This window comes from Pseudoalteromonas sp. NZS11_1, from assembly GCF_015864275.1.
Taxonomy (GTDB): domain Bacteria; phylum Pseudomonadota; class Gammaproteobacteria; order Enterobacterales; family Alteromonadaceae; genus Pseudoalteromonas; species Pseudoalteromonas arctica.
In genome coordinates, this window is sequence record NZ_JADYXK010000007.1 from 1 (window position 1) to 24,774 (window position 24,774).

General features: G+C 41.3%; 21 protein-coding genes and 1 pseudogene. 12 read left to right on the top strand and 10 right to left on the bottom strand.

All coding sequences use genetic code 11. The features are described 5' to 3' along the window. Window positions 1-202: 202 nt before the first annotated feature. A complete protein-coding gene (locus I6F44_RS07300; RefSeq protein ID WP_121955654.1) occupies window positions 203-610 on the bottom strand; it encodes a hypothetical protein in 408 nt (135 codons plus the stop codon). A gap of 240 nt (window positions 611-850) precedes the next feature. Here I6F44_RS07300 and I6F44_RS07305 point away from each other — a divergent pair. Next, window positions 851-1,818 (top strand): annotated as a pseudogene (locus I6F44_RS07305) (integron integrase). A gap of 74 nt (window positions 1,819-1,892) precedes the next feature. Here I6F44_RS07305 and I6F44_RS07310 read toward each other — a convergent pair. The 7 genes from I6F44_RS07310 to I6F44_RS07340 form a co-directional block, all read right to left on the bottom strand. Next, window positions 1,893-2,672: an SDR family oxidoreductase gene (locus I6F44_RS07310; RefSeq protein ID WP_121955655.1), complete on the bottom strand. Its 780-nt coding sequence runs from the start codon at window positions 2,670-2,672 to the stop codon at window positions 1,893-1,895. 9 nt (window positions 2,673-2,681) lie between these two features. Then, window positions 2,682-3,581 carry a 3-hydroxyisobutyrate dehydrogenase gene (gene mmsB / locus I6F44_RS07315; RefSeq protein WP_121955656.1) on the bottom strand — a complete coding sequence of 300 codons (900 nt, stop codon included), beginning with the start codon at window positions 3,579-3,581 and terminating at the stop codon, window positions 2,682-2,684. Window positions 3,582-3,591: 10 nt separating this feature from the next. Then, window positions 3,592-4,743, bottom strand: a complete 1,152-nt coding sequence (locus tag I6F44_RS07320; RefSeq protein ID WP_197173539.1) for an enoyl-CoA hydratase/isomerase family protein — start codon at window positions 4,741-4,743, stop codon at window positions 3,592-3,594. Beyond that, window positions 4,743-5,534, bottom strand: a complete 792-nt coding sequence (locus I6F44_RS07325; protein WP_121955658.1) for an enoyl-CoA hydratase — start codon at window positions 5,532-5,534, stop codon at window positions 4,743-4,745. The genes I6F44_RS07320 and I6F44_RS07325 overlap by 1 nt, the downstream gene beginning before the upstream one ends. A gap of 10 nt (window positions 5,535-5,544) precedes the next feature. Next, complete coding sequence (locus tag I6F44_RS07330) at window positions 5,545-6,702, bottom strand: acyl-CoA dehydrogenase family protein (protein WP_010552837.1); 1,158 nt, start codon at window positions 6,700-6,702, stop codon at window positions 5,545-5,547. Window positions 6,703-6,876: 174 nt separating this feature from the next. Further along, the gene (locus I6F44_RS07335; RefSeq protein WP_121954428.1) at window positions 6,877-8,367 is read right to left on the bottom strand and encodes a CoA-acylating methylmalonate-semialdehyde dehydrogenase; all 1,491 of its coding nucleotides are present in this window, start codon (window positions 8,365-8,367) and stop codon (window positions 6,877-6,879) included. A gap of 129 nt (window positions 8,368-8,496) precedes the next feature. After that, complete coding sequence (locus tag I6F44_RS07340; protein WP_007580239.1) at window positions 8,497-9,678, bottom strand: thiolase family protein; 1,182 nt, start codon at window positions 9,676-9,678, stop codon at window positions 8,497-8,499. A gap of 330 nt (window positions 9,679-10,008) precedes the next feature. Here I6F44_RS07340 and I6F44_RS07345 point away from each other — a divergent pair, with 330 nt between their 5' ends. The 9 genes from I6F44_RS07345 to I6F44_RS07385 all read left to right on the top strand — a co-directional run bounded on the left by I6F44_RS07345 (window position 10,009) and on the right by I6F44_RS07385 (window position 19,623). Beyond that, window positions 10,009-10,443, top strand: coding sequence for a MerR family transcriptional regulator (locus I6F44_RS07345; RefSeq protein WP_007580242.1), 435 nt, complete (start codon window positions 10,009-10,011; stop codon window positions 10,441-10,443). Between the two features lie 46 nt (window positions 10,444-10,489). Beyond that, window positions 10,490-11,665 (top strand): isovaleryl-CoA dehydrogenase, encoded by a 1,176-nt coding sequence (locus I6F44_RS07350; RefSeq protein ID WP_197173540.1) that lies wholly within the window; start codon window positions 10,490-10,492, stop codon window positions 11,663-11,665. A 10-nt stretch (window positions 11,666-11,675) separates the two neighbouring features. Beyond that, a complete protein-coding gene (locus I6F44_RS07355) occupies window positions 11,676-13,283 on the top strand; it encodes a carboxyl transferase domain-containing protein (RefSeq protein ID WP_121954426.1) in 1,608 nt (535 codons plus the stop codon). Between the two features lie 12 nt (window positions 13,284-13,295). Then, a complete protein-coding gene (locus tag I6F44_RS07360) occupies window positions 13,296-14,066 on the top strand; it encodes an enoyl-CoA hydratase/isomerase family protein (RefSeq protein WP_121954425.1) in 771 nt (256 codons plus the stop codon). 8 nt (window positions 14,067-14,074) lie between these two features. After that, a complete protein-coding gene (locus I6F44_RS07365) occupies window positions 14,075-16,078 on the top strand; it encodes an acetyl/propionyl/methylcrotonyl-CoA carboxylase subunit alpha (RefSeq protein WP_197173541.1) in 2,004 nt (667 codons plus the stop codon). Then, the gene (locus I6F44_RS07370) at window positions 16,078-16,974 is read left to right on the top strand and encodes a hydroxymethylglutaryl-CoA lyase (protein ID WP_121954423.1); all 897 of its coding nucleotides are present in this window, start codon (window positions 16,078-16,080) and stop codon (window positions 16,972-16,974) included. Before I6F44_RS07365 ends, I6F44_RS07370 begins: the two co-directional genes overlap by 1 nt. Before the next feature lie 63 nt (window positions 16,975-17,037). Then, window positions 17,038-17,736 (top strand): CoA transferase subunit A, encoded by a 699-nt coding sequence (locus I6F44_RS07375; protein WP_121954422.1) that lies wholly within the window; start codon window positions 17,038-17,040, stop codon window positions 17,734-17,736. Window positions 17,737-17,750: 14 nt separating this feature from the next. Further along, window positions 17,751-18,407, top strand: a complete 657-nt coding sequence (locus tag I6F44_RS07380) for a CoA transferase subunit B (protein WP_007580251.1) — start codon at window positions 17,751-17,753, stop codon at window positions 18,405-18,407. Window positions 18,408-18,741: 334 nt separating this feature from the next. After that, window positions 18,742-19,623: a LysR family transcriptional regulator gene (locus I6F44_RS07385; protein ID WP_024590165.1), complete on the top strand. Its 882-nt coding sequence runs from the start codon at window positions 18,742-18,744 to the stop codon at window positions 19,621-19,623. Window positions 19,624-20,710: 1,087 nt separating this feature from the next. Here the strand turns inward: I6F44_RS07385 and I6F44_RS07390 are convergent. Both I6F44_RS07390 and msrA read right to left on the bottom strand, forming a co-directional pair. Then, window positions 20,711-21,487, bottom strand: coding sequence for an amino acid ABC transporter substrate-binding protein (locus I6F44_RS07390; RefSeq protein WP_121954421.1), 777 nt, complete (start codon window positions 21,485-21,487; stop codon window positions 20,711-20,713). A 134-nt stretch (window positions 21,488-21,621) separates the two neighbouring features. Continuing rightward, entirely contained in the window at window positions 21,622-22,911 is a 1,290-nt protein-coding gene (msrA, locus tag I6F44_RS07395) for a peptide-methionine (S)-S-oxide reductase MsrA (protein ID WP_121954420.1), read from the bottom strand. Between the two features lie 256 nt (window positions 22,912-23,167). Here msrA and pxpB point away from each other — a divergent pair, with 256 nt between their 5' ends. Together pxpB and I6F44_RS07405 are read left to right on the top strand one after the other, a co-directional pair. Then, the gene (gene pxpB / locus I6F44_RS07400; RefSeq protein ID WP_121954419.1) at window positions 23,168-23,833 is read left to right on the top strand and encodes a 5-oxoprolinase subunit PxpB; all 666 of its coding nucleotides are present in this window, start codon (window positions 23,168-23,170) and stop codon (window positions 23,831-23,833) included. Then, the gene (locus I6F44_RS07405; protein WP_121954418.1) at window positions 23,826-24,752 is read left to right on the top strand and encodes a biotin-dependent carboxyltransferase family protein; all 927 of its coding nucleotides are present in this window, start codon (window positions 23,826-23,828) and stop codon (window positions 24,750-24,752) included. The genes pxpB and I6F44_RS07405 overlap by 8 nt, the downstream gene beginning before the upstream one ends. Window positions 24,753-24,774 lie beyond the last annotated feature (22 nt).

Below are 24,774 nucleotides of genomic sequence, written 5' to 3' on the forward strand. Positions count from 1 at the left end.
TTACCGTGGGTGAATAATATCTATTAGATCACAGCGAACGGATGGGTTCAAGGTTAAAAAGCAATCAATTTGAAATAGTAGAATACGTTCCTAAAAAGAGTAATTCTACAACCTCAACGCCTTACTAAGCGGCGATAAATTGTTGGCTAAAATTGCGAGGAACGAAGCTAGCCAACTGTTTAGCGTCCGTTTGAGTAACTTGTTAGCTGTACTTTTCACCTGACCAAAAATACTGCTCAACTTCACTTGGCTCACAAGGTGAATCTTGTTCATTAAGAGCAAGATCAATGTTGTAGAATCCACCGCTGGTTTGATGGCTACCCCAGAGAATAAGTTTATTGGAAAATAAATCTCGTAAGAAATCAATAATTTCAGACGAAACCTGTTTGTCTCTTTCATCCTTACTTATAGTTTGGTCGTAACATGCGGCATGCCAATGAGTAAAATTACCGACCATTACGATAATTTCCTCTAACTCATCTTCGATCTCAATATTCCCAACACGATCATTTGGTCCTTTGATGATTAAAGTATCATTGCTTTCATTCATCGAGTATTGAAGGGAAGGAAATTCGTTTTGAATATTCTCCTCAACTATCCGTAACAACATATCCGTCCCTGTACAGCTAACAATTTTATAGTGCGCTCATCGCGCATATATCTGCCAATGTCACGCTCATGTATTCAATAAATCATTTTTACCAAATAACTTAACACATTGCTATATATAATTTTTTACTAGCACACAAACTCTCAATAAAAGACAAAATGCGCTCGTCGCTCATTTTCTTGAATATGGGAGCAGTACAACTATACTGTATATAAATACAGTTATATTATTGGTGGTAATATGAAAACACGCTCTCCATTTTTAAATTATATAGCCGATTATATGTTGGTACGTCAGTATTCATTACGCACCGTAGATACGTACCTAAGATGGATTGCATCTTATATCCATTTTCATAATAAACGCCATCCCGCCTCAATGGGAGACAATGAAGTCGAGTGCTACTTAGAACATTTAGTGTTAAAGCAAAACGTTGCACCACGTACGCAGCCACTGCACTCAATTCATTGTCATTTTTATACAAACATATAATAAAAAACGAACTTTCATTAAATTTAAATTTTGCCCGTAGTAAAAAACAAGCAAAGCTCCCTGTCGTGATGACCCCAGAGGAAGTTAAAATGTTGATGGCTCATTTAAATAAGCGCTATTATTTAATTGCAGCCCTTATGTATGGAAGTGGTTTAAGAGTAATGGAAGCGGTGCAATTAAGGGTGAAAGATATTGATTTTGATTATAAATGTATTCAAGTATGGAATGGCAAAGGAAATAAACATCGTATTGTAACGCTCGCTACAGAGCTGATCCCTATGCTGAGAACTCAAATTTTAAACGTTGATGACTACCTAAAGCTTGATTTAAATAACACTAAATATGCCGGCGCGTGGATGCCATATGCCTTAACAAAAAAATATCCTTCAGCCGCAAAAACACTAGCATGGCAGTATTTATTTCCTTCTCATATGTTAAGTTCAGATCCTCAAAGTGGTGAAATAAGGCGACATCATTTTCATCACTCTTGTATTAGAAAAGAGGTTAAAAAAGCCGTCCAAAAATCAGGGTTAACAAAAATAATAACACCTCATACATTAAGGCACTCTTTTGCTACTCATCTACTGCAAAATGGCGCCGATATAAGAACTGTTCAAGCTCAGCTTGGCCATTCTGATGTTAAAACCACACAAATTTATACTCATGTATTGCAGCAAGGTGCAAACGGGGTTATCAGCCCTTTTTCAAAATTATAATCTCCCCGATTTAAAACAAAAAAGCACAGCCCACAAGCGCCATGCTTTTTGAATCAACCTTAATCTAGCTTACTTTACAAACGAATGCCGCCGTCTATTTCAACCACGCGACCGGTAAAAAAGTCGTTTTCAATTATGTATTGTGCAGTATGCGCAATTTCGTCGCTTTCGCCTAAACGCCCTACTGGCGTTACTGCAAGCATACGTTGTTTGGCTTCAGGCTTCATGGCGTCGGTCATGGCGGTGCTTATTACACCTGGTGCAATAGCGCCTACACGTATACCAAAACGACCAAGTTCTTTAGCCCATGTGGAGGTAAGTGCCACTACGCCTGCTTTTGATGCCGCGTAGTTTGTTTGGCCTATGTTACCTGCGCGCGCTACGCTCGACATATTAACTATAACGCCGCCTTTACCAGACTCAATCATGTGGCTTGCAGCTTCCCGCCCTGCTAAAAACACACCGGTTAGGTTTACATCAATCACTGATTGAAACTGCTCAAGAGACATTTTTTTAACGACTTTGCCGTCTTTTGCCTTTATAAACATGCCGTCGCGTAAAATACCGGCGTTGTTTATAAGCACACCAATGTGGCCAAAATCGCTGTTAATGGTATTAAATACGTTTTCTACTTCGCTCTCATTTGTTACGTTTGCGGCATAACCTTTAATAGTACTAGCTACACCTTCAAGCTGCATTAATTGCATAAGTTGCTCGCATGCTGTGTTTAATAAGTCTTGCGCCATATCTATTAAAGCAATGTTAGCACCCATAAGTGCAAACTTTTGCGCCATTGCAAAGCCTAAACCTTGTGCTCCACCGGTTATTACTACCGTGTTATTTTTAATTTCCACGCGTTACTCCTACTTAGAAAACAGTTTAAAAATGGCACTAAAGTCATCACTACCCGCACCTTGGTGCTGCAGCATAGTGTATAAATTTTTAGCCATTGAACCCATAGGGGTTGATGAATTACTTTGCTGCGCGGCTTCCATGGCAAGGCCTAAATCTTTAGCCATTAAATCGACCATAAAGCCTGGTTTATAATCGTTGCTTGCAGGGGCTGTATCCATTACACCTGGGCAAGGGTTGTAAAGTTCAAGCGTCCAGTTTCGCCCAGAACTTGCGGTCATTATGTCGCTAAGTACTTTAGGATCGAGGCCGTTGTTAATACCCATTTGCAGTGCTTCGCTGGTGCCTGCCATTAAAATACTGAGTAGCATGTTATTACATATTTTTGCTACTTGTCCTGCGCCAATATCGCCTGCATGAAATATGTTTTTACCCATATCACTAAGCACTGTATTTGCTTTATCAAACGCGGCTTTTTCGCCGCCAACAATAAAAGTAAGTGTGCCTGCTGTTGCACCTGCAACGCCGCCCGATACCGGTGCATCTACAAAGCTAATGCCCTGCTCGCCAAGTGTACTGCCTACAATACGTGCTGATTCTGCATCTATTGTTGAGCAATCAATTACTAATGTATTGTTGCTCAGCACGTTAATTAAACCGCTGTCGTCATTATTACCTAAGTAAAGCGACTTAACATGTTTGCCCGCTGGTAACATACTAATAAGTACGTCAGCATTGGTTGCGCACTGCTTTGCATCAACTGCTGCTTTTGCGCCTTTACTTGCAAGCTCATTTACGACCGACTGGTTTAAATCAAACACGCTAACAGTATGGCCTGCTTTAATTAAGTTAGCCGCCATTGGGCCGCCCATATTACCTAAGCCGATAAAACCAATATTTAGTTTAGTCATCGTCTTTCCTTTATTTGTGTGATGGCGTGTCTAAGCCATTGAGAGGGTGGTTTTCGCCAAAGCGGTTAGCAAAAAAGCTATCTATTATTGTTTGTGGTACATCACTAAGTGTTTTGTATTGCCAATTCGGTGCGCCGTCTTTATCTATTAGTAGTGCCCTTACACCTTCTTGAAACTCACCTACTTCGCCAGCGCGAACCGACATACCTAGCTCCATTTTAAAACACGCTAATAAGCTTTTTCCTTTACTTGTTTTTAATTGCTCACTAACGAGTGCGCAACTTAGTGGGCATCCGTGTTTTAGTGACTTTTGGGCCCGTTGTAGCCATTTATCGTCAGTAGCTAGCCCTAAAATATAATCAACTTGTTCTTGCAAGGTTTTAAACTCACCCAATTTTTGAATCGTTTTTAAATTAGCTTTTATATTGCCTTTAGGCATAGGCGCCGACTGGTTGTCTAAACCGGTGAGTAAATCGGTTAATCGCTCATGATTTAAGCTCGCAGTTTTGCCCCACTTTGCAGTTAAAATTTGCGCAAGCATGGCATCATATTTATTACTATCGATAAAGTGATCGGCAAGCAATACAAAACGCGCGTCGTCGCAGTTAATTGATGCTGACGTTAGCCCTAAAAATAACCCGACGTTTTGTGGCATTTTATGTAAAAAGTAACTCCCGCCTACATCTGGGTATAAACCTATGGTTTGCTCTGGCATGGCAATGCGAGATGTTTCGGTTACAACGCGGTGGCTAGCACTGGCCATTAGCCCTAAACCGCCGCCCATCACTATGCCGTTACCCCAAACAAGGATTGGTTTATCAAAGGTATGAATAAGATAATCAAGCTTGTACTCGAGCGTAAAAAACTCCTCAACTAGGCTTGTTGGTTTACCTTGCGCCATCGCACGATGAAGGCTCACAACATCGCCACCGGCACAAAATGCTTTATCGCCTGCGCCTTTTAACAACACCATTGCAATAGCATCATCGTCTTGCCAAGCTCGCAATTGCGGTTCAAGTAATTTGATCATCTCAAAATTAAGCGCATTTAATGCTTTTGGTGCGTTAAGTGTAATAAGCCCTATTAAACTGCCATTTTCTGCGGTTGCAGTTTCAAATACTACGGGCTCATCAGCGCTATTTAATAATGTTAAAGCACTCATTAGCCGTTTACCCAGTTAGCGCGGCGTTTTTCTAAAAAGGCATTTACACCTTCTTGTTGATCTTCGGTATCAAATAAACCAACAAATAACTCGCGCTCAAGAGGCAATACACTTGCCATTGGTTGATGGCGCCCTTTTTGAATCAATGTTTTACATGCTGCAACTGAGGTAGGGCTTTGATCGGCCACTTGGTTGGCAAGTTTTAATGCCGCCGCAAAGCTTTCACCTTGTGGTACTACTTCTTCCACTAATCCAATTTGCAGGGCTTTATCAGCTTTTAAGCGCTCGCCGCATAAAATCATGCGTTTTGCCCAGCCTTCGCCAACTAGCCATGCTAAATTTTGTGTGCCACCCGCACACGGTAATAACCCAACTTTAGCTTCAGGGAGCGCCATTTGTGCTTGCTCTTCCGCAATACGTATATCGCACGCAAGAGCGACTTCTAGCCCGCCGCCCATTGCATAGCCGTTTATGGCTGCAACCGACACGCCTCTAAAATTACTAAGCGCTTCAAATGCTTCACCAAATACACGCGACATATCGGCGGCTACGCCTTTATCGCCACCAGCAAATACGTTTAGGTCGGCACCCGCGCTAAAAAACTTCTCGCCTTCACCAGTCAGTACTAATGCATAAATATTTTTATTATTATTAAGCGCGTTAACGGTATTTTTTAAATCAACTAGGGTGTCTTTTGTCCAGGTATTTGCTGGCGGGTTAGACATAGTTAAAATAGCAACATGACCTTCGGTTGTTAGTTCAATACTCGGATTAGATTTAGATTCTGACATACATTGCTCCTTATAAAACGTCGCTTGCAGACTCAGCTAAAATACGGCGCGCTATAATCACACGCATAATTTCGTTAGTGCCTTCTAAAATTTGATGAACGCGTACATCACGTACATGGCGCTCAAGCGGGTATTCTTTTATATAACCGTAACCACCATGAATTTGCAGTGCGTCGTTACATACGGTAAAGCCAACATCAGTAGCAAAGCGTTTAGCCATGGCGCAGTAAGTGGTTTTTTCAACGTCGTTATTATCAAGTTTAAATGCAGCAAGCCTAACCATTTGGCGCGCAGCTACAAGCTCGGTGTTCATATCGGCAATTTTAAATTGCAATGCTTGAAACGCAGCGAGTGGTTTACCAAATTGTGTACGTTCTTTTAAATATTCACGGGCGGTATTAAGCGCCGCTTGCGCTGTACCAATTGAACATGTGGCAATGTTAATTCGACCGCCATCAAGGCCTTGCATCGCAAATTTAAAGCCTTCGCCCTCTGCGCCTAATAAGTTATGTGCAGGAATGCGTACATCTTCAAAGCTAATTAGGCGTGTAGGTTGTGCGTTCCAACCCATTTTTTCTTCTGCTTTGCCGTATTCAACGCCTTTTGCGTCGGCAGGCACTACAAATGCCGAAATACCCGCAGCGCCTTCGCCGCCTGTACGTGCCATTACAACTAATACTTCGGTTTCGCCCGCGCCCGATATAAACATTTTTGAGCCGTTAATAACGTACTCATCGCCCTCAAGCACGGCTTTTGTTTTAAGTGATGCGGCGTCTGAACCCGACCCTGGCTCTGTTAAACAATAAGAGGCAAGTAACTCGCCCATGACTAATTGCTCTACGTATTTGTCTTTAACGGCATCGGTACCAAAACTTGCTACCATCCACGTGGCCATATTATGAATGGTTAACATGGCCGTAGTTGCTGTACAGCCCATAGCAAGCTGTTCAAAAATAATGCTCGAATCTAAACGAGATAAGCCAAGGCCGCCTGCTTCCTCTGGCGTGTATAAACCACAAAAACCAAGTTCGCCCGCTGCTTTAATTGTGTCTTTAGGAAAAATATGCTCGCGATCCCATTTTGCCGCATAGGGTGCAAGTTCCGACTCGGCAAATTGTCGTGCAGTTTGCGCAAAGGCTTGTTGATCTTCTGATAAGTTAAAGTCCATGGTAGAGACCTCTTTAGTTGTGTGTTTGTTGTTGTGTGTTTGTTGCGTGTCGCTTTCCCATTAAAGGGATAGTTAGTGACGAGCGGCGAAGGCTTATGTGTGTATTGTGTGTGAAGTAGCCTTCGCGCCCATCTTTTTTATTATTAGTTATTCAGTTATTCGTTTTAATCATGATTACTTTAAGTTAATGCTCATGTTTGGACCCGACGCAATGTCGTCTTCAAACCAACGTGAGGTAATCGTTTTAGTTTCTGTGTAAAAACGAATACCTTGTTTACCATACGTGTGTGTATCGCCGTAAAACGAGCCTTTCCAACCGGTGAACGAAAAGAACGGAAGTGGCACCGGAATTGGCACATTAATACCTACTTGCCCTACTTCAATTTCGTGTTGAAATTTACGAGCTACTGCGCCACTTGACGTAAATAATGAGGTGCCATTACCGTAAGGGCTGTCGTTAATAAGTGCGATTGCTTCATCAAGCGTATCTACAAACATACACGCTAGCACGGGGCCAAATATTTCTTCTTTGTATAAATCCATCTCTTTGGTTACATCGGTAAATAATGTTGGACCAACCCAGTTACCTTGCTCATACCCTTCAACTGTAAAGTCAGAACCATCAATTAAACAGGTAGCGCCTTGCTCTTTACCACCAGCAATAAGCGATAAAATACGCGATTTTGCTGCTTTTGATGTTTGTGGTCCGTATGCCGCGTTTGCATCATCCCACACGCCTGGGCGTACATTTTCAAAGCCTGCTTTAATTTCATCTACCCACTGACTTGCTTGACCTACAAATACAGCAACCGAAATCCCCATACAACGCTGACCAGCAGCACCTACCGATGCGCCTACTAGGTTGTTTACGACATGCGATTTACTTGCATCTGGCATAATAACCATGTGGTTTTTAGCGCCAACACACGCTTGCACGCGTTTAAGATTTTGTGTGCCTTTAGAATAAATATAAGCACCTACACCACACGAGCCAACAAACGAAATAGCGCGCACTGCTTTATCTTCTAGTAAGCGGTCTACTTGTGGTTTTGTACCGTGAACAACTTGTAATACGCCTTTTGGTGCGCCGGCTTCAATAAATAGCTCTGCTAAGCGCATTGGTGTAAGTGGATCTTGTTCAGACGGTTTTAAAATAAAGGTGTTACCACACACAATAGCCAGCGGGAACATCCAAAGTGGGATCATTGCAGGGAAGTTAAACGGGGTAACGCCGGCACACACGCCAAGTGGCTGCATGTAAGAATACGTATCGATTTTGCGCGCTACGTTTTCCATTGTTTCACCCATCATTAATGATGGTGCGTTAGCGGCTTGTTCTACTACTTCAATACCACGCCAAACATCGCCTTTTGCATCTTCAAACGTTTTACCCAATTCGTGGCAAATAATGGTAGCAAGCTCATCGTGATGTTCTTTTAATAGCGCTGCGTACTTCATCATAATGCGAGCACGTTCAGTAATGGGTACGTCTTTCCATGTTTTAAACGTCTCTGAGGCTGAGGCAATTGCCGCGTCCATTTCTGACTCGGTGGTACATGGCACTTGTGCAAGTACTTCTTGAGTTGCTGGGTTTATAACATCGATAAGCTCTTTTGACGCTGATTGAATAAATTCGCCATTAATAAGTAGTGGTACTTGGTGCATGATTAAATCCTAGTGTGTGAGTTGTGTGTTCTCTTTTAAAATTGGTAGCGCCGCTTTGTTAGTATTATGAGTGCAGCGCCTTTATAGTTATTCGTTAAAGTATTCGCCTAGCTATTCATGTAACCCTAATTAGTAAGCTTCTACGGCCATAGCAACCGCTTCACCGCCACCAATACATAAAGACGCAATGCCTTTTTTAAGGCCTCGGTTTTTAAGTGCATGAATAAGCGTTACTAAAATACGCGCGCCGCTTGCACCAATTGGATGACCCAATGCACATGCACCGCCGTTAACGTTTACTTTGCTTTCATCAAGTTTTAACTCGTTAATAGCCAGCATGGTTACCATGGCAAATGCTTCGTTAATTTCCCAAAGGTCAACGTCGTTTACAGCCCAGCCTGCTTTTTCAAGCACGCTGCTTATTGCACCTACTGGCGCTACTGTAAATTCACTTGGTTTTTGAGAGTGAGTACTGTGCGCTACAATTTTACAAAGCGGTGTTAAGCCTTGCTCTTTTGCTTTTGATTCGCTCATTAATATAAGCGCTGCGCCACCGTCTGAAATTGACGATGAATTAGCGGCTGTAATGGTGCCGTCTTTTTTAAAGGCTGCACGCAGACTTGGAATTTTTTCTGGGCGGGCGTTACCTGGTTGCTCGTCAATCGAAACTGTTACATCGCCTTTGCGTGTTTGCATCGTATGCGGGGCAACTTCGTTATCAAAACTGCCATTTTGTATTGCTGCTTTAGCTTTACTTAATGAGCCTAATGCAAACGCATCCATTTGCTCACGACCAATGCCGTACTCGTCGGCGGTGTCTTGTGCAAAACAACCCATTGCTTTGTTATCGTAAGCATCTTCAAGGCCGTCGCTCATCATGTGATCTTTTATTTCGCCGTGACCCATTCGCATACCGCCACGTGCTTTTGGAATAAAGTACGGTGCGTTTGTCATGCTTTCCATGCCACCGGCAATGGCAGATTGGATAGAGCCTGCTTTAATTAAATCGTTTGCAAGCATGGCGGCTTTTAAACCAGAGCCACATACTTTGTTAATTGTTGTAGCACCGGTGCTAAGTGCCAGGCCTGCTTTTAACATTGCTTGGCGTGCGGGCGCTTGCCCAAGCCCTGCTGGTAATACACAGCCCATAATTACTTCATCTATAGCGTTATTAGCTAAACCAGTTTGTGCAAGTGCACTGGCAATAGCGGTAGCGCCAAGCTCGGTAGACTGCGCATCACTTAACGCTCCCATAAAACCACCCATTGGGGTGCGTTTTGCTGCTACAATTACCACTGATTCTAAAGTCATAACTAACTCCGTTGTAATTTAATGCAAATAATTGTTAGTATATTTGCTCTATTAATTTAGTATTCATTTATTATTTAATACCTACACACAATACTAACGTTTACGCCAACGTCAACTAAAAACAGCTTAATTTTTAGTTTTATAAGTGTAAGCATTATTTTCCAGCTGTTAGGCCACACTGAGGAAATAAAATTAACCTACTGAAAATTAATAAAATAAGTCAACTTTTCGCGCCAACACTCCTTTATAAATAGTTTCAAAACACACCAAGCTTTACCTTTACGTAAACTTCACTTATATTGGGGTTATTCGAATGAGGTAAATACAATTATGAAACCAGATAATCAAACAAACTTTGCAAGCTCAGCCAAAATGCCGGCCAGTAATGAACAAACATTCAGCATTAGCGAACTCGCTAAAGAATTTGACATTACAACCCGCTCTATTCGCTTTTACGAAGACCAAGGGTTAATAACCCCAGAGCGTAATGGTCAAACACGTATTTATTCAAAACGCGACAAAGTGCGTTTAAAACTAATATTACGTGGTAAACGATTGGGCTTTACGCTTGCTGAAACAGGCCGTTTGTTTGAACTGTACGACGCTGATAAGTCGAGTGCTAAGCAGCTGGTTACCATGCTTGATTTAATAGCCGATAAAAAGTCTGACTTATCTCAACAAATGGACGACATTAAAGTTGTTCTTATGGAGTTGGTGACTGCCGAGCGCCGCTGCAGAGACACACTGAACAAAATAGACGAGTAGCCTATTTTAAGAATAACAACACACTGACGACACACAGGAATGAATCATGAGCACTATTTCACTATATAAAGAAATGAACTTTGGCCTTGGCGAAACCGCCGATATGATCCGCGACCACGTAAACAGTTTTGCGAGTCAGGAAATTGCCCCTCTTGCTGAAAAAACTGACTTAGATAACGCTTTTCCAAATCAACTTTGGGCTCAAATGGGCGAAATGGGCGTACTGGGTATGACCGTATCTGAAGAACTTGGCGGCGCTGGGTTAGGTTACTTAGAACATGTTATTGCTATGGAAGAAATTAGCCGTGCCAGTGCCTCTATAGGTTTAAGCTATGGAGCACATTCAAACCTGTGTGTTAATCAAATTAACCGTAACGGTACACAAGCTCAAAAAGAAAAATACTTACCAAAGCTTATTAGTGGCGAACACATTGGTGCCCTTGCAATGAGCGAGCCTAATGCGGGCTCTGACGTTGTATCGATGAAACTTAAAGCCGAAAAAAAAGGCAATAAGTACATTTTAAACGGCAACAAAATGTGGATCACCAATGGTCCTGACGCACACACGTTAGTAATTTATGCTAAAACAGATTTAAACGCCGGCGCTAAAGGCATTACCGCGTTTATTGTTGAGAGCAACTTCCCTGGTTTTTCAACGGCGCAAAAGCTCGACAAACTGGGCATGCGCGGCTCAAACACCTGTGAACTAGTATTTGAAAACTGTGAAGTACCTGCTGAGAACATTTTAGGTAACTTAAACGAAGGCGTTAAAGTACTCATGAGTGGCCTTGATTACGAACGTGTAGTACTTGCAGCTGGCCCGCTTGGCATAATGCAAGCGTGTATGGACATAGTAGCACCGTACATTCATGAGCGTAAACAGTTTGACACCCCTATTGGTCAATTTCAGTTAATTCAGGGCAAAGTAGCCGACATGTATACACAAATGAATGCTGCCCGTTCATATGTGTATACGGTAGCTCGCTCTTGTGACCGTGGCGAAACAACCCGTAAAGATGCTGCCGGTGCCATTTTATATGCAGCAGAGCTTGCGACTAAAATGGCGCTTGATGCGATTCAAATTTTAGGTGGCAATGGCTACATAAACGAATACGCCACAGGCCGCCTGCTTCGTGATGCCAAACTATACGAAATTGGTGCAGGTACATCAGAAATACGCCGCATGCTTATTGGCCGCGAACTTTTCACTGAAAGCCGTTAAGGATTAAACCATGACGATTTTAAAATCGAGCGTTAATCCTCACGATCCAACGTTTGTGCAAAACCATAAAAATATGTCGGCGCTGGTGGATGATTTACGCAGTAAAGTAGCCACTATTAGCCAAGGCGGAGGCGCTGCGTTAAAAGAGCGCCACGAAGGCCGTGGTAAATTATTTGTACGCGACCGTATAAGTACGTTAATTGACGAAGGCTCACCTTTTTTAGAAATTTCGCAATTTGCGGCATTTGGTGTGTACGAACAAGCTATACCGTGCGCAGGTGTTGTAGCCGGCATTGGCCGTGTTAAAGGCATTGAATGCATGATTATTGCAAACGATGCCACGGTTAAAGGCGGTACTTACTTTCCGCTAACTGTTAAAAAGCATTTACGTGCACAAGACATTGCAGAGCGTTGCCACTTACCGTGTATTTATTTGGTCGATTCGGGCGGTGCAAATCTGCCAGAGCAAGATGATGTATTTCCGGATAAGCTGCATTTTGGTCGTATTTTTTACAATCAAGCCCGTATGTCGGGTAAAGGTATTCCACAAATTGCCGTGGTAATGGGGTTATGTACCGCTGGTGGTGCGTACGTACCTGCAATGGCCGATGAAAGCATTATTGTAAAAGAGCAAGGCACTATATTTTTAGCAGGTCCGCCCCTTGTAAAAGCAGCAACAGGCGAAGAAGTAACCGCCGAAGAACTAGGCGGCGCCGATGTGCACTGTAAAATTTCGGGTGTTGCCGATCACTACGCTGAAAACGATGCTCATGCGCTGTCTATTGCGCGCCAATGTATTGAGCGCATTAATTACACACGCCCTACAGCCCCTCTTCTAGAGGATGTAAAGCCACCACGTTACGACATTAACGAGCTTTACGGCATTGTGGGCACAGACCTTAAAAAGCCATTTGATGTACGCGAAGTAATAGCGCGCACTGTAGATGACTCATCATTTGATGAATTTAAACGCTACTTTGGTGAAACGTTAGTCACAGGTTTTGCCAGCATTTATGGCAACCCCGTTGGCATAGTGGCTAATAACGGTATTTTATTTAGTGAGTCGGCGCAAAAAGGCGCGCACTTTATTCAGCTGTGTGCTCAGCGCAATATTCCTTTAGTGTTTTTACAAAATATTACCGGCTTTATGGTGGGTAAAAAATACGAAGCCGAAGGCATTGCAAAGCACGGCGCTAAAATGGTGATGGCGGTTTCGTGTGCTGATGTGCCTAAATTTACAGTACTTATTGGCGGCTCTTACGGCGCAGGTAACTACGGAATGTGTGGCCGTGCATTTGAACCAACCATGATGTGGATGTGGCCTAATGCCCGTATTTCGGTTATGGGCGGCGAGCAAGCAGCGGGTGTAATGGCGCAAGTTAAACAAGATGGTTTAGCACGCAAAGGCCAAAGCATGAGCGAGCAAGAAATTAGTGACTTTAAAAAGCCAATTATTGATCAGTACGAAGAGCAAGGTCATCCGTATTACGCAAGCGCACGCTTGTGGGACGACGGCATTATAGACCCTGCCGATACGCGTAATGTATTAGGGCTTGCGTTAACGGCTGCGAATAACGCACCAAAACGTGATTCGAAATTTGGCGTATTTAGAATGTAACCGGAGCGCAAAATGTCAGTAACACTACAAATAACAAAATCTAATGTGGCTGTACTTGTGTTAAGCCGCCCAGAAAAAAGAAACGCATTTAACAGTGAAGTAATACACGAGCTGATTCAGTGTATTGAACATGCAAATACGCTTGATATTCGCGCTTTGGTTTTAAAAACAGAGGGTAAACACTTTTCAGCTGGCGCCGATTTAGCCTGGATGAAGTCGATGGCTGATAACAACTACGCCGATAACCTAGCTGATTCAATGCAATTAGCTAAATTAATGCAGGTATTAGCAAGCTCGCCACACCCTACAATTTGTGCTGTGCAAGGTGCTGCTTTTGGTGGTGCTCTGGGCTTAATAGCCTGTTGCGACATAGCCCTAAGTAAAGACGATGCACAATTTTGTTTAAGCGAAGTAAAGCTGGGTCTTATTCCGGCGGTTATTAGTCCATACGTCATTAAAGCTATCGGTGAGCGCGCTGCTCGCAGGTACTTTTTAACGGCTGAAGTGTTTGATGCACATACTGCTAAGCAACTTGGTTTAATCCATCAAGTAACCGGTAATTTAGACTGTGCGCTCGATAATATGCTGCAAACACTGATTGATAACGGACCTATTGCAGTAAAAGCCGCAAAAGCATTAATTAACGATGTAGCAAATAAAGAAATTACCGATGAACTCATTGAGCTTACTGCTGAGCGTATTGCAAAAATTCGCGTATCTGAAGAAGGTCAAGAAGGGCTAAGTGCCTTTTTTGATAAACGCCCACCACAATGGCAACTGTAGGATTAATTATGAACACACAACGATTACAAAAAATACTGATTGCCAATCGTGGAGAAATTGCGTGCCGTGTAATGCGCAGTGCAAAACAAATGGGCTTAACCACGGTCGCGGTTTATTCTGATGTAGACAAACATGCCGGGCACGTAAAAATGGCTGACGAGGCTTACCATATTGGCGCTGCGCCAAGTAAAGATTCGTATTTAGTAGCAGACAAAATTTTGCAAGTTGCCAAAGATTGCGGCGCTGATTGTATTCACCCGGGCTATGGTTTTTTATCTGAGAACAGCGAATTTGCTAAAGCCTGCGAAGCTAACAACATTGCTTTTGTAGGGCCACCAGCAAGTAGCATTGAAGCAATGGGGTCTAAAACTCGCGCTAAAGAAATAATGGCAGCTGCTAACGTGCCGTTAGTACCTGGTTATTACGGTGATAAACAAGATCCTGCTTTTTTACAAAGTGAAGCTGAAAAAATTGGCTACCCTGTACTAATTAAAGCCGCCTTTGGTGGCGGTGGTAAAGGTATGCGCGTTGTACAAAACGCCAAACAATTTGTGAGTGCACTTGAGGGCGCGCAACGTGAAGCAATTGCCGGTTTTGGTAACGATTTAGTATTGCTTGAGCGCTACGTAAACCAACCTCGCCATGTTGAAGTGCAAGTATTTGCAGATAACTACGGTAACTGTGTTTATTTAGGCGATCGTGATTGTTCTTTGCAACGTCGTCATCAAAAAGTAATTGAAGAAGCCCCTGCTCCGGGTTTATCTGACGAACTACGCAAAGAAATGGGCGAAGCGGCTGTACGTTGTGCACTGGCTATAAATTATAGAGGCGCAGGTACGGTTGAGTTTTTACTGTGTGGCGATGAATTTTTCTTTATGGAAATGAATACGCGCCTTCAAGTAGAACACCCAGTGACCGAAATGGTAACCGGTGTAGATTTAGTCAATTGGCAAATTAATATTGCGGGTGGGCAAACACTGCCACTGACACAAAGTGATATTCAATTGCAGGGCCATAGCTTTGAAGCGCGTATATACGCAGAAGATCCAGCCAACGACTTTATTCCGTGTTCGGGCACTATTGAAGCACTACATACCCCCCTTAACAGCGAATTTGTACGCATTGATACAGGCATTGCACAAGGCGACGAAATCAGCCCGTTTTACGATCCGATGATTGCAAAACTTATTGTGCACGACGACAATCGCGAACAAGCCTTGAGCCGTTTACAACACGCCCTTGAGCAATTTCATTTAGCGGGTTTTAGCACTAACATTGGCTTTTTACATAACTTAGTAAGCCACCCTACGTTTAAACAAGGTGCGCCAAGTACACACTTTATTGCAGAGCAAGGCGACTCGTTAGTTGCGGTTGATAAATCGTTATTACAAGCAAGCCAACTTATTGGTGCTTTTGCATATTTAGAATCGTTAACTAACACCCAAAATGCGCCAAACAGTGCAAGCCCTTGGCAACAACTAAGCGGTTTTACACTCAATGCTCCGCAAGCAATTAAAATCCCTTTTGCCGATTTACAGCTAAGCGCTATAAAAACCACAGCGGGCTATAGTATTACGCATAACGAGCACGTTTTTAATCTACAAGGCACATTAAATAATAATCTGTGTAGTGTATTTATTAACGGCAAAAAACATAGCGCGCACGTAACTACGGTAGGTAATAATACTGTTGGCAATAGTGTGACAGTGATGAATAAAGCACTGCAAACTAAGTTTGAGCTAGTTGATAAACATTACATTAGTTCGCTCGAAAGTGAAGCACTGCCACTTGCCGCGCCGCTTAATGGCACGGTAGTAAAGCATTTAATCGACATTGGTAGCACAATCACCAAAGGCGATGCGGTTGTTATTATCGAAGCCATGAAAATGGAATACACGCTTAACGCACCACACGACGGCATTTTAAAAAGCTACTGTTTTGGTGAAGGCGAATTAGTAACGCATGGCGCTCTGCTTGCGATAGTAGAAGATACAACTGAGGAAGGTGCATAATGAGTGCCTTTCCAAGTAAAGTACGTATTGTTGAAGTTGGCGCGCGAGACGGCCTACAAAACGAAAAAACAGTAAGCACAGCCGATAAAGTAGCGCTTATTAACGCCCTAAGCGCTGCAGGTTTAAAAAATATTGAAGCTGGCGCGTTTGTCTCCCCTAAATGGGTGCCACAAATGGCAGACTCAGCTGATGTAATATCAGCGCTAGATTTACCTGACGTAAATTTAAGTGCCCTTACACCTAACTTAAAAGGTGCACAAGCAGCGCATGCTGTTGGCATTAAAGAGTTTGCTATATTTACCGCTGCGAGTGAGTCGTTTTGTCAAAAAAACATAAATTGCTCAATAGATGAAAGTATTGAACGTTTTAGCGAAGTAATGGCGTTTGCTAAAGCGAATAATATTCGCGTACGTGGTTATGTAAGCTGTGTGCTAGGTTGCCCCTATGAGGGTGAGATTGACCCACAAGCAGTACTTAGTGTATCGCAAAAGCTGTTAGATTTAGGATGTTACGAAGTAAGTCTTGGCGATACCATTGGTGTTGGCACCGCTAAAAAAGTAACGCAATTAATCGAGTTACTTTTAACGCACATTGATAAAACCAAGCTGGCCGTGCATTTTCATGATACTTACGGTCAAGCGCTTACAAATATTTACGCAGCCTTAAGCCTAGGTATAGCAACGGTTGACGCGGCAGTTGCAGGCCTTGGTGGCTGTCCTTATGCTAAGGGTGCGTCAGGAAATGTTGCCACCGAAGATGTAGTTTACTTGCTGCAAGGGCTTGGCATTGAACACGGAATTGATTTACAAAGGTTAAGTGACGCTGGCTGGGAGATAACCAAAGCACTTGGTAAGCAACCTGTGAGCAAAGTATCTGTGGCACTACACACTAAATAGCTATCTTATAAAATGATGATTCAAGATAGTTAACAATAAATAGCACACAATGAGGAGAGACTCATGGCCGGTTTTGATAAGGTAGTATATAGCTACGAAGCTGCAATGGAAGGATTAAAAGACGGCGATACCATTATTGCCGGTGGTTTTGGTTTATGTGGTATTCCTGAGGGCTTAATTAAACAAATTAAGCACATGCAAACAAAAAACTTAACTGTAGTATCTAATAACTGTGGTGTTGATGACTTTGGTTTAGGTATTTTATTACAAGACAAACAAATTAAAAAAGTAATTGCCTCGTACGTTGGCGAAAACGCCCTATTCGAGCAGCAGTTATTGAGTGGCGAAATTGATGTAGAGCTTACACCTCAAGGTACACTTGCTGAAAAAATGCGTGCTGGTGGCGCGGGTATACCTGCGTTTTACACGGCAACCGGTTACGGTACTCCTGTGGCTGAGGGTAAAGATGTAAAAGAGTTTAATGGTCGCCCGTATATTTTAGAAGAATCTATAACGGGTGAATTTGCCATAGTAAAAGCATGGAAAGCCGATCGTTACGGTAATTTAGTGTTTAGACACACGGCAATGAACTTTAATCCAATGGCGGCAACGGCTGGCAAAATTACCGTTGCCGAAGTAGAAGAGATTGTAGAGCCGGGTGAGCTTGAGCCAAGCCAAATTCATACCCCAGGTATTTTTGTAAATCGCGTTATTAAAGGCAGCTTTGAAAAACGCATTGAACGTGTAACAACACGAGATTAAGCAGGAGCATAATTATGGCATTATCACGTGAACAAGTTGCAATGCGCGTTGCACAAGAACTTCAAGACGGTTACTACGTAAATTTGGGCATAGGAATTCCGACACTCGTCGCAAACTATGTACCGGATGATATTGAAGTTATGTTACAGTCCGAAAATGGCCTTTTAGGCATGGGCCCGTACCCTACTAAAGCAGAGCTAGATGCCGATATGATTAACGCGGGTAAAGAAACCGTGACAGCAGCTAAAGGTGCAGCCATATTTAATAGTGCAGATAGTTTTGCCATGATACGGGGTGGTCATGTAGACTTGACTGTTCTGGGTGCATTTGAAGTTGACCAGAACGGCAACATCGCATCGTGGATGATCCCTAAAAAGCTGATTAAAGGCATGGGTGGCGCGATGGATTTAGTCGCTGGCGCGAAAAATATTATTGTTACTATGACCCATGCAAGTAAGCATGGTGACTCTAAACTATTAGAAGCCTGCTCTTTACCGCTTACTGGCGTTAATTGCGTTAAAAAAATAGTAACAGACTTAGCCGTACTAGAAGTTAAAGACGGCGCATTTCATTTATTAGAACGCGCTCCGGGCGTAACTGTTGATGAAATCATTAGTAAAACAGCAGGTAAATTACTTGTTGACGGTGAAGTACCAGAAATGGTTTTTTAGGCTTTAGCTTAAAAATAACGCTTTACCCTGTACCGACCTCATTCCCAGTGCCAATGGCGCTGAGTTACCCAAAATCCCTCTCACGAGGGATTTTTTTTATCTTTTGCCATTATTTTTACCGTCATTCATACATCTGTAGTAAATTTTATCTATAATACAAATATAAATTAAATGTAAGCGCTTAGATTCTTTGCACTATTTTGTGGATAGTCTGCACCCTTTTTGTGAACTAGCGTTAAATTTATTTTTAACCTACTGATATTTATATATTAAATAGTTGGTTCAAATTTTGCCTAAGTAAGGCGTCTCAATAAATTAAATAATTCTGGAAAACATGCAAACTCCTATTCGTGGCCTTCGCTCTTTTTGCTTTGCCGCAAGAAGCCTAAGTTTTAAGCATGCAGCTAATGAGCTGTACTTAACGCCGTCTGCGGTAAGCCATCAAATAAAACAACTTGAAGAACAACTTGGTATTGAACTTTTTCAACGTAAAACGCGTTCAATTAGCTTAACCACAGCGGGTAAAAACTTTTTTGATGCTGTGTCTCCTATCATCACAATGTTAGAGGGCACCATTAACGAGTTTAGTCAGATGCAGCAAAATACAAATTTGACAATTACGTTGCCTGAGTTTTTTGCCAGCGAGCTACTCATGCCTAAATTAAGTGAGTGGACGTCAGAGCACCCTAATATAAACCTGCAAATGGACACGCTTAAAACACGCAAAGAGTTAACGCGTCATAGCGATTTATCTATTGTATTGTCCTCAGGTAAACCTACTGAAGGATTAGCAACAGAGTTGTTTAACCTTGAATATATTCCTGCATGTAATAAAAAATTGCTCGATCAATGGAGGGACGATCATCGTCAAGCGCTTAACCAAGTTCCGCTGATCCTCCACAAAGCTCGCCCTTGGGCATGGCACCAGTGGGCCGAAAAAGCGGGTATTGATGACTTTTCTCCTTCGCAGATTATTCAAATAGATAGCATGTTTGGTGTAGCGCGTGCAGCGCAGCAAGGCATGGGTATTGCGCTTATTCCACTGCCTATTAGTCAAAGCTGGTTAGATGAGCAATGGCTGTACAAATTATTCGAGCAGCCTTTAACAACTAAAGATAAATACTATTTAGTGCAGCACGAATCAAGCACGCCTAATCACCCGCTTGATTTATTTGCGAAGTGGGTTGTAAATACGTTTAGAAAAATCCAAGAATAATCCCCTATTAGACGAGTTCATTAATAGAACCCACTCTGTGTTTTATTACTGAACTCGTCTAATACCAACCTGCATAAATCTTTGATCAATTTAACGAATTAAATTGCACTATTACGTCGTTAAAAATTTTTTATTTACGACTGCATGGATGCAGGAGGTAGAGCAATGCAGGGAGCAATTGCCGAGAACAACTAGATACAAAAATTTTTGCCTAGTTCTAGCGTAATTTTCTTAACGTTAAATAGACCCCATATATAAGAAGATTGGTATAACCCCCTGCAAATTTGAATAATATTTTTTATTTAAATACATAAACTTAACGCCGAGCATTAGACTAAAGTCTATAGTTTAATTTTTTTCACTCATTGGTTTCATTTTTATCGTTTGTCGAAAATAAAGTTAAATATTAAAGTTACTTCATCAGCTCAAAACAACTTAGTTAATTTGTTTTTTAAGAGCAATAAATGCAACCTTTTGAGTTTTAGTAACTCAAACTTAGCAGTTAAAAGAATCTTATATTGTGTGTGTAAGATGTTGTCAGTGTGAAAAAGCGGTTCAAGTTAGGTGGTGACTTGGCTTGAACTGTTTTTATTCTTGGCTCAACCACATGATATGCATTACCAGGCTACGTAAGCGTAGTAAACAGAATCTTTATATTGTGTGTGAAGATGTTGTCAGTGTGAAAAAGCGGTTCAAGTTAGGTGGTGACTTGGCTTGAACTGTTTTTATTCTTGGCTCAAACCACATGATATGCATTACAAGGCTACGCAAGCGTAGTAAACAGAATCTTTATATTGTGTGTGAAGATGTTGTCAGTGTGAAAAGCGGTTCAAGTTAGGTGGTGACTTGGCTTGAACTGTTTTTATTCTTGGCTCAACCACATGATATGCATTACAAGGCTACGTAAGCGTAGTAAACAGAATCTTTATATTGTGTGTGAAGATGTTGTCAGTGTGAAAAGCAGTTCAAGTTAGGTGGTGACTTGGCTTGAACTGTTTTTATTATTAAGCACATACATAATATAGTTATATACAGGTTAATACCTTTTAAAAAGCCCCGTAAGTTATAACTTACGGGGCTTTTTTAGTTAATTTTTTATTTGATACTCTCTTTTTAATTTACTTATTTGCACTTTATGTGAAAGCAAAAATGTATCAAATTGCTTAACTACCTCAGGATAGTCAATCGACGATAATAAAAAGGCTTGTAAATCTGTCGGCAATTCGTTTTGAAAATAAACGGGTCGGGTTAATTTGAAATATTTAACGATATTATAGTTTAATACATCGTTAGATATGTAAATACACTCCACTCGCTCTTTTAAAAGCATCTCTATTAATTCCATTACGTTAGCTGTTTCAATTAGCTCAACGTTTTCGTTATTCATTAAAGGTTTAAAGCTTTGAGACGTAAACCCTCTCACCGTTGCAAAACTAACGCATTCATCAATAGTGATATTTTTATTTAAACTCGCAATACCCGTTTTAGTCACAACGGTTGGCTGCGAATAAATAATTTCATTTAAATCACCAAAGGAAGCTTTATAACTTGGTTTCCATTGTGGATTATCTGGATATTTAAAATCAACATGATGGTGATCAATGAATTCTTTATAAAGACGATTAATTGGCAGCGTGTAAAACTCAAATTCAAAATCGTGCTGCTGTGCAAATAAATTGAGCAACTCTTCACTGAAGCCATAATAGTCAGCACCATTTGTTCCACTACCATCAAAGTAAGGTAGATACTCTATATTCTCTACACCGACGACATAGTGCGTTGCCGACTTAGCATCGGTTATAAAAATTAAGAAAGCTAAAGGCAAATACATTAACTGCGTTGTTATTTTTATAAATTGATTCATTTACAGCCTAAGTTATATTATTGATGTGTAGTTCAACGCTTTAATTTTAACAAATTTGCAAAGAATATGATAAATCTATTTTATTTTATTCAAAAAAAAGCCTGATTAAAATCAGGCTTTACAAAGTAAAAGGTTTAGCTTTTATCTCTTGGTACAAAATCGAGTACTGTTGCGTTTATACAGTAGCGGTCTGTGCCTCTAGGGCCTTCTCCTGGGAATAAATGACCAAGATGAATACCTGTACTTTTAGAACGTAGCTCAATACGTGTTATTCCCCAGCTGCTATCGTCATGCTGCGTTACACTACTTTTTACTGGGTGCTTAAACGACAACCAACCAGTACCGGAGTTAAACCTATCGCTTGTATCAAATAGCGGCTCTCCACTTAATTTATCAACAAAAGTACCATCAGGTGTATTTTTAAACTCTTTGTACTCTTTACAATAAGGTCTATCTGTTCGTGCATCGAATGCAACTTTATAAGCATCACTGTTACCTAATTTAAAAGCGCCTAATGCTTTATAAAACTCTTCAGGTGTTGCATAGCCTTGACGGCCATATACCTCAACGCCATTTTCTAGAAACAAAATAGTCGGCGTTGCCCACGTGGCTGACTTAATAGTTAAATCATTAAGTTGGTCAGCATGACGAAATGTCATAGGTATTGTGCCTTTGTAATCATTTGCGACTGCTTTTTTAAATTTTTCACAGTACGGGCAGTAATCACGAGAATCAAGTACCACTATTTGCTTACCTGCGAGTAGAGCACTGTTGTCTGCTTTTTCTACGGGTGTTTTATTAAAAACTACGCCTGTAGAATGATCGGGGCAATAGCCATTAGGGTTCTTTTCTAGATAATTTTGGTGATATTCTTCTGCCGATACAAAACCTGTAAGCGGTTTAATAACCGTTTCGATTTTGCCGTAGCTCGCATCAGTTAAAAGCTGCTGATATTGCGATTTAACTTGCTCAGCTACTTTAGCTTGTGCATCAGTAGTCGTTAATACAATTGAACGATATTGCGTACCGATGTCGTTACCTTGGCGATTTTTTTGCGTAGGATCGTGACTTTCAAAATAGTTTTTTAAGAGTTCTTCTGCTGAAATTATATTGCTGTTATACATAACTTGCACAACTTCAGCATAATTGTTCTCGTCAAAACGACGAGACTGATCAGTAATATTTCTGTACGTTGCTTTAAACCCATTACCGTCAGCATAACCCGACTCAGCATCAATAACGCCATTAAGCGCTTCGTAGCGTTTTTCTGCTCCCCAAAAACAACCAGACCCCAGTACAATGGTTTCTACATGCATGGTGGCTTCTACATTACTGTGTTCTACCTTTTCCATAGATAAAGCAAAGCTGCCTGCGCTAAATATAATAGCAGCGCCTGATAAATATAATAAATGCTGGTGTTTCATAAAGTACCTCATAAACAAGTGCGTGCTAATTAAGACCTCCTTATCTTAATTTTCATTTCAACCTAATTACTTATTTAGTACGAAATGTATTAAGTTTTAGTCCTCAATAAGTTAAATACGATTAATTGAATATAAAAACACTCTTAAAGTAAGCTGGGTAAATAAACACTAAACATAACAACTTAGTCGCAATGGTGTAAATAAATTAATAAAACTGTGTTACGTTTAAATTATGTTGTACAAATAGGTTTATTTAATGAAGCCAGCTCCCCATATTTATGCATTAACAAACAGTAGTTTACTACTTGATGCATCGCATTTAGACGCTACAGATAGACTCTCTATTCAAAAGAAAATTTGGGCTTTAGCTAGCCACTGTAAAAGCACTGATGAATTTACCGATTTGGTGCCAGCCATGAACTCGCTCACTCTCTATTTAAAATCAGATAAACACTTAAATAAGTGGTTACAAGTGCTACCTTCGCTGTGGAATGATATTAAAACGAGTACTTTTAAAGGGCAACATCACTTAATCGAAACCATATACAAGGGTGAGGATATTAATTACGTGGCTCGTTATCATAATTTAAGCGCTGATGAGGTTATTAATATTCATAGTAAAACCAAGTACCACGTTTTATTTTTAGGCTTTCAGCCCGGTTTTGCTTACCTACATGGTTTAGAAGAGCAATTACATACGCCAAGGCGTGATGAGCCACGCATTAAAGTTCCTAAAGGCTCTGTTGCGATAGGTGCTGAACAAACCGGAATTTACCCCGCAGATACCCCTGGTGGTTGGCACATAATAGGTCATACAGATACTGCTTTGTTTGATTCGACCTCGGAGCAACCTTGTTTAATTCAACCAGGCGATACGCTTGAATTTGTTCCGCTAGTTAATAAAGGAGCAACTCATGATTAAAGTACTTAAAAGTGGTGTATTACTTACCATTCAAGATTTTGGCCGTGATGGCTACCGCCATCTAGGTGTAAGCAAAGCGGGCAGCTTAGACCCCTTTGCACAAATAATTGCTAATAGATTACTTAACAATAACGACAATGATGCCGTTTTAGAAATAACTGTTGGTCTGTGCGAGCTGGAATTCACCTGCGACACAGTAATTGCGCTTCATGGTGCAGATTTGCAAGCAACCCTTGATGGACAAGCAATTTACCCTGGTTGGACATACACAGTAAAAAATAAACAAGTACTGAGCTTTGCTACTGGTAGAGCTGGATTAAGAGCTTATTTAGCAGTGAAAGGCGGTATACAAAATACTGAAGTTATGAGCTCTAAATCTACAGATTTAAACGCATGTTTTGGTGGTATTGAAGGTAGAGCTCTCGCCACTGGTGATGAAATACCTATTACTCCTTATTATGGAGAGTTTATAAAAGTAGGCGCAATTGCTCCCGCCCAGCGCAAGCTTATAAGACTGCACCCAAGCCCTCATGCTAATTTGTTAGGCGAGCCTTTACTTAACAACTTTGTATCTACCGCATTTAAAGTTAGTAGTAACAGCAACCGAATGGGCGTAAGGCTTGAGCATAAAAATAATTTGGCACATTCGCACTCTTTGCCATCACTAGGGGTGAGTCCTGGGAGTATTCAACTGCCACCGAATGGTGAGCCTATTGTGCTACTTAACGATGGTCAAACAACCGGGGGTTACCCTCTTTTAGGGACTGTAATTGAAGCCGACTTACATCAATTTGCACAATTTAGACCTTTAGATACTGTTGAATTTAAATATGTAACGTTTGAAGAAGCAGCAAAGGCGAAGCAGAAACTTGACGGGCACCTACATCAATTGAGCCTTGCACTTAAAAATAACCTATAAAATATTCTAGAATCAACACGCC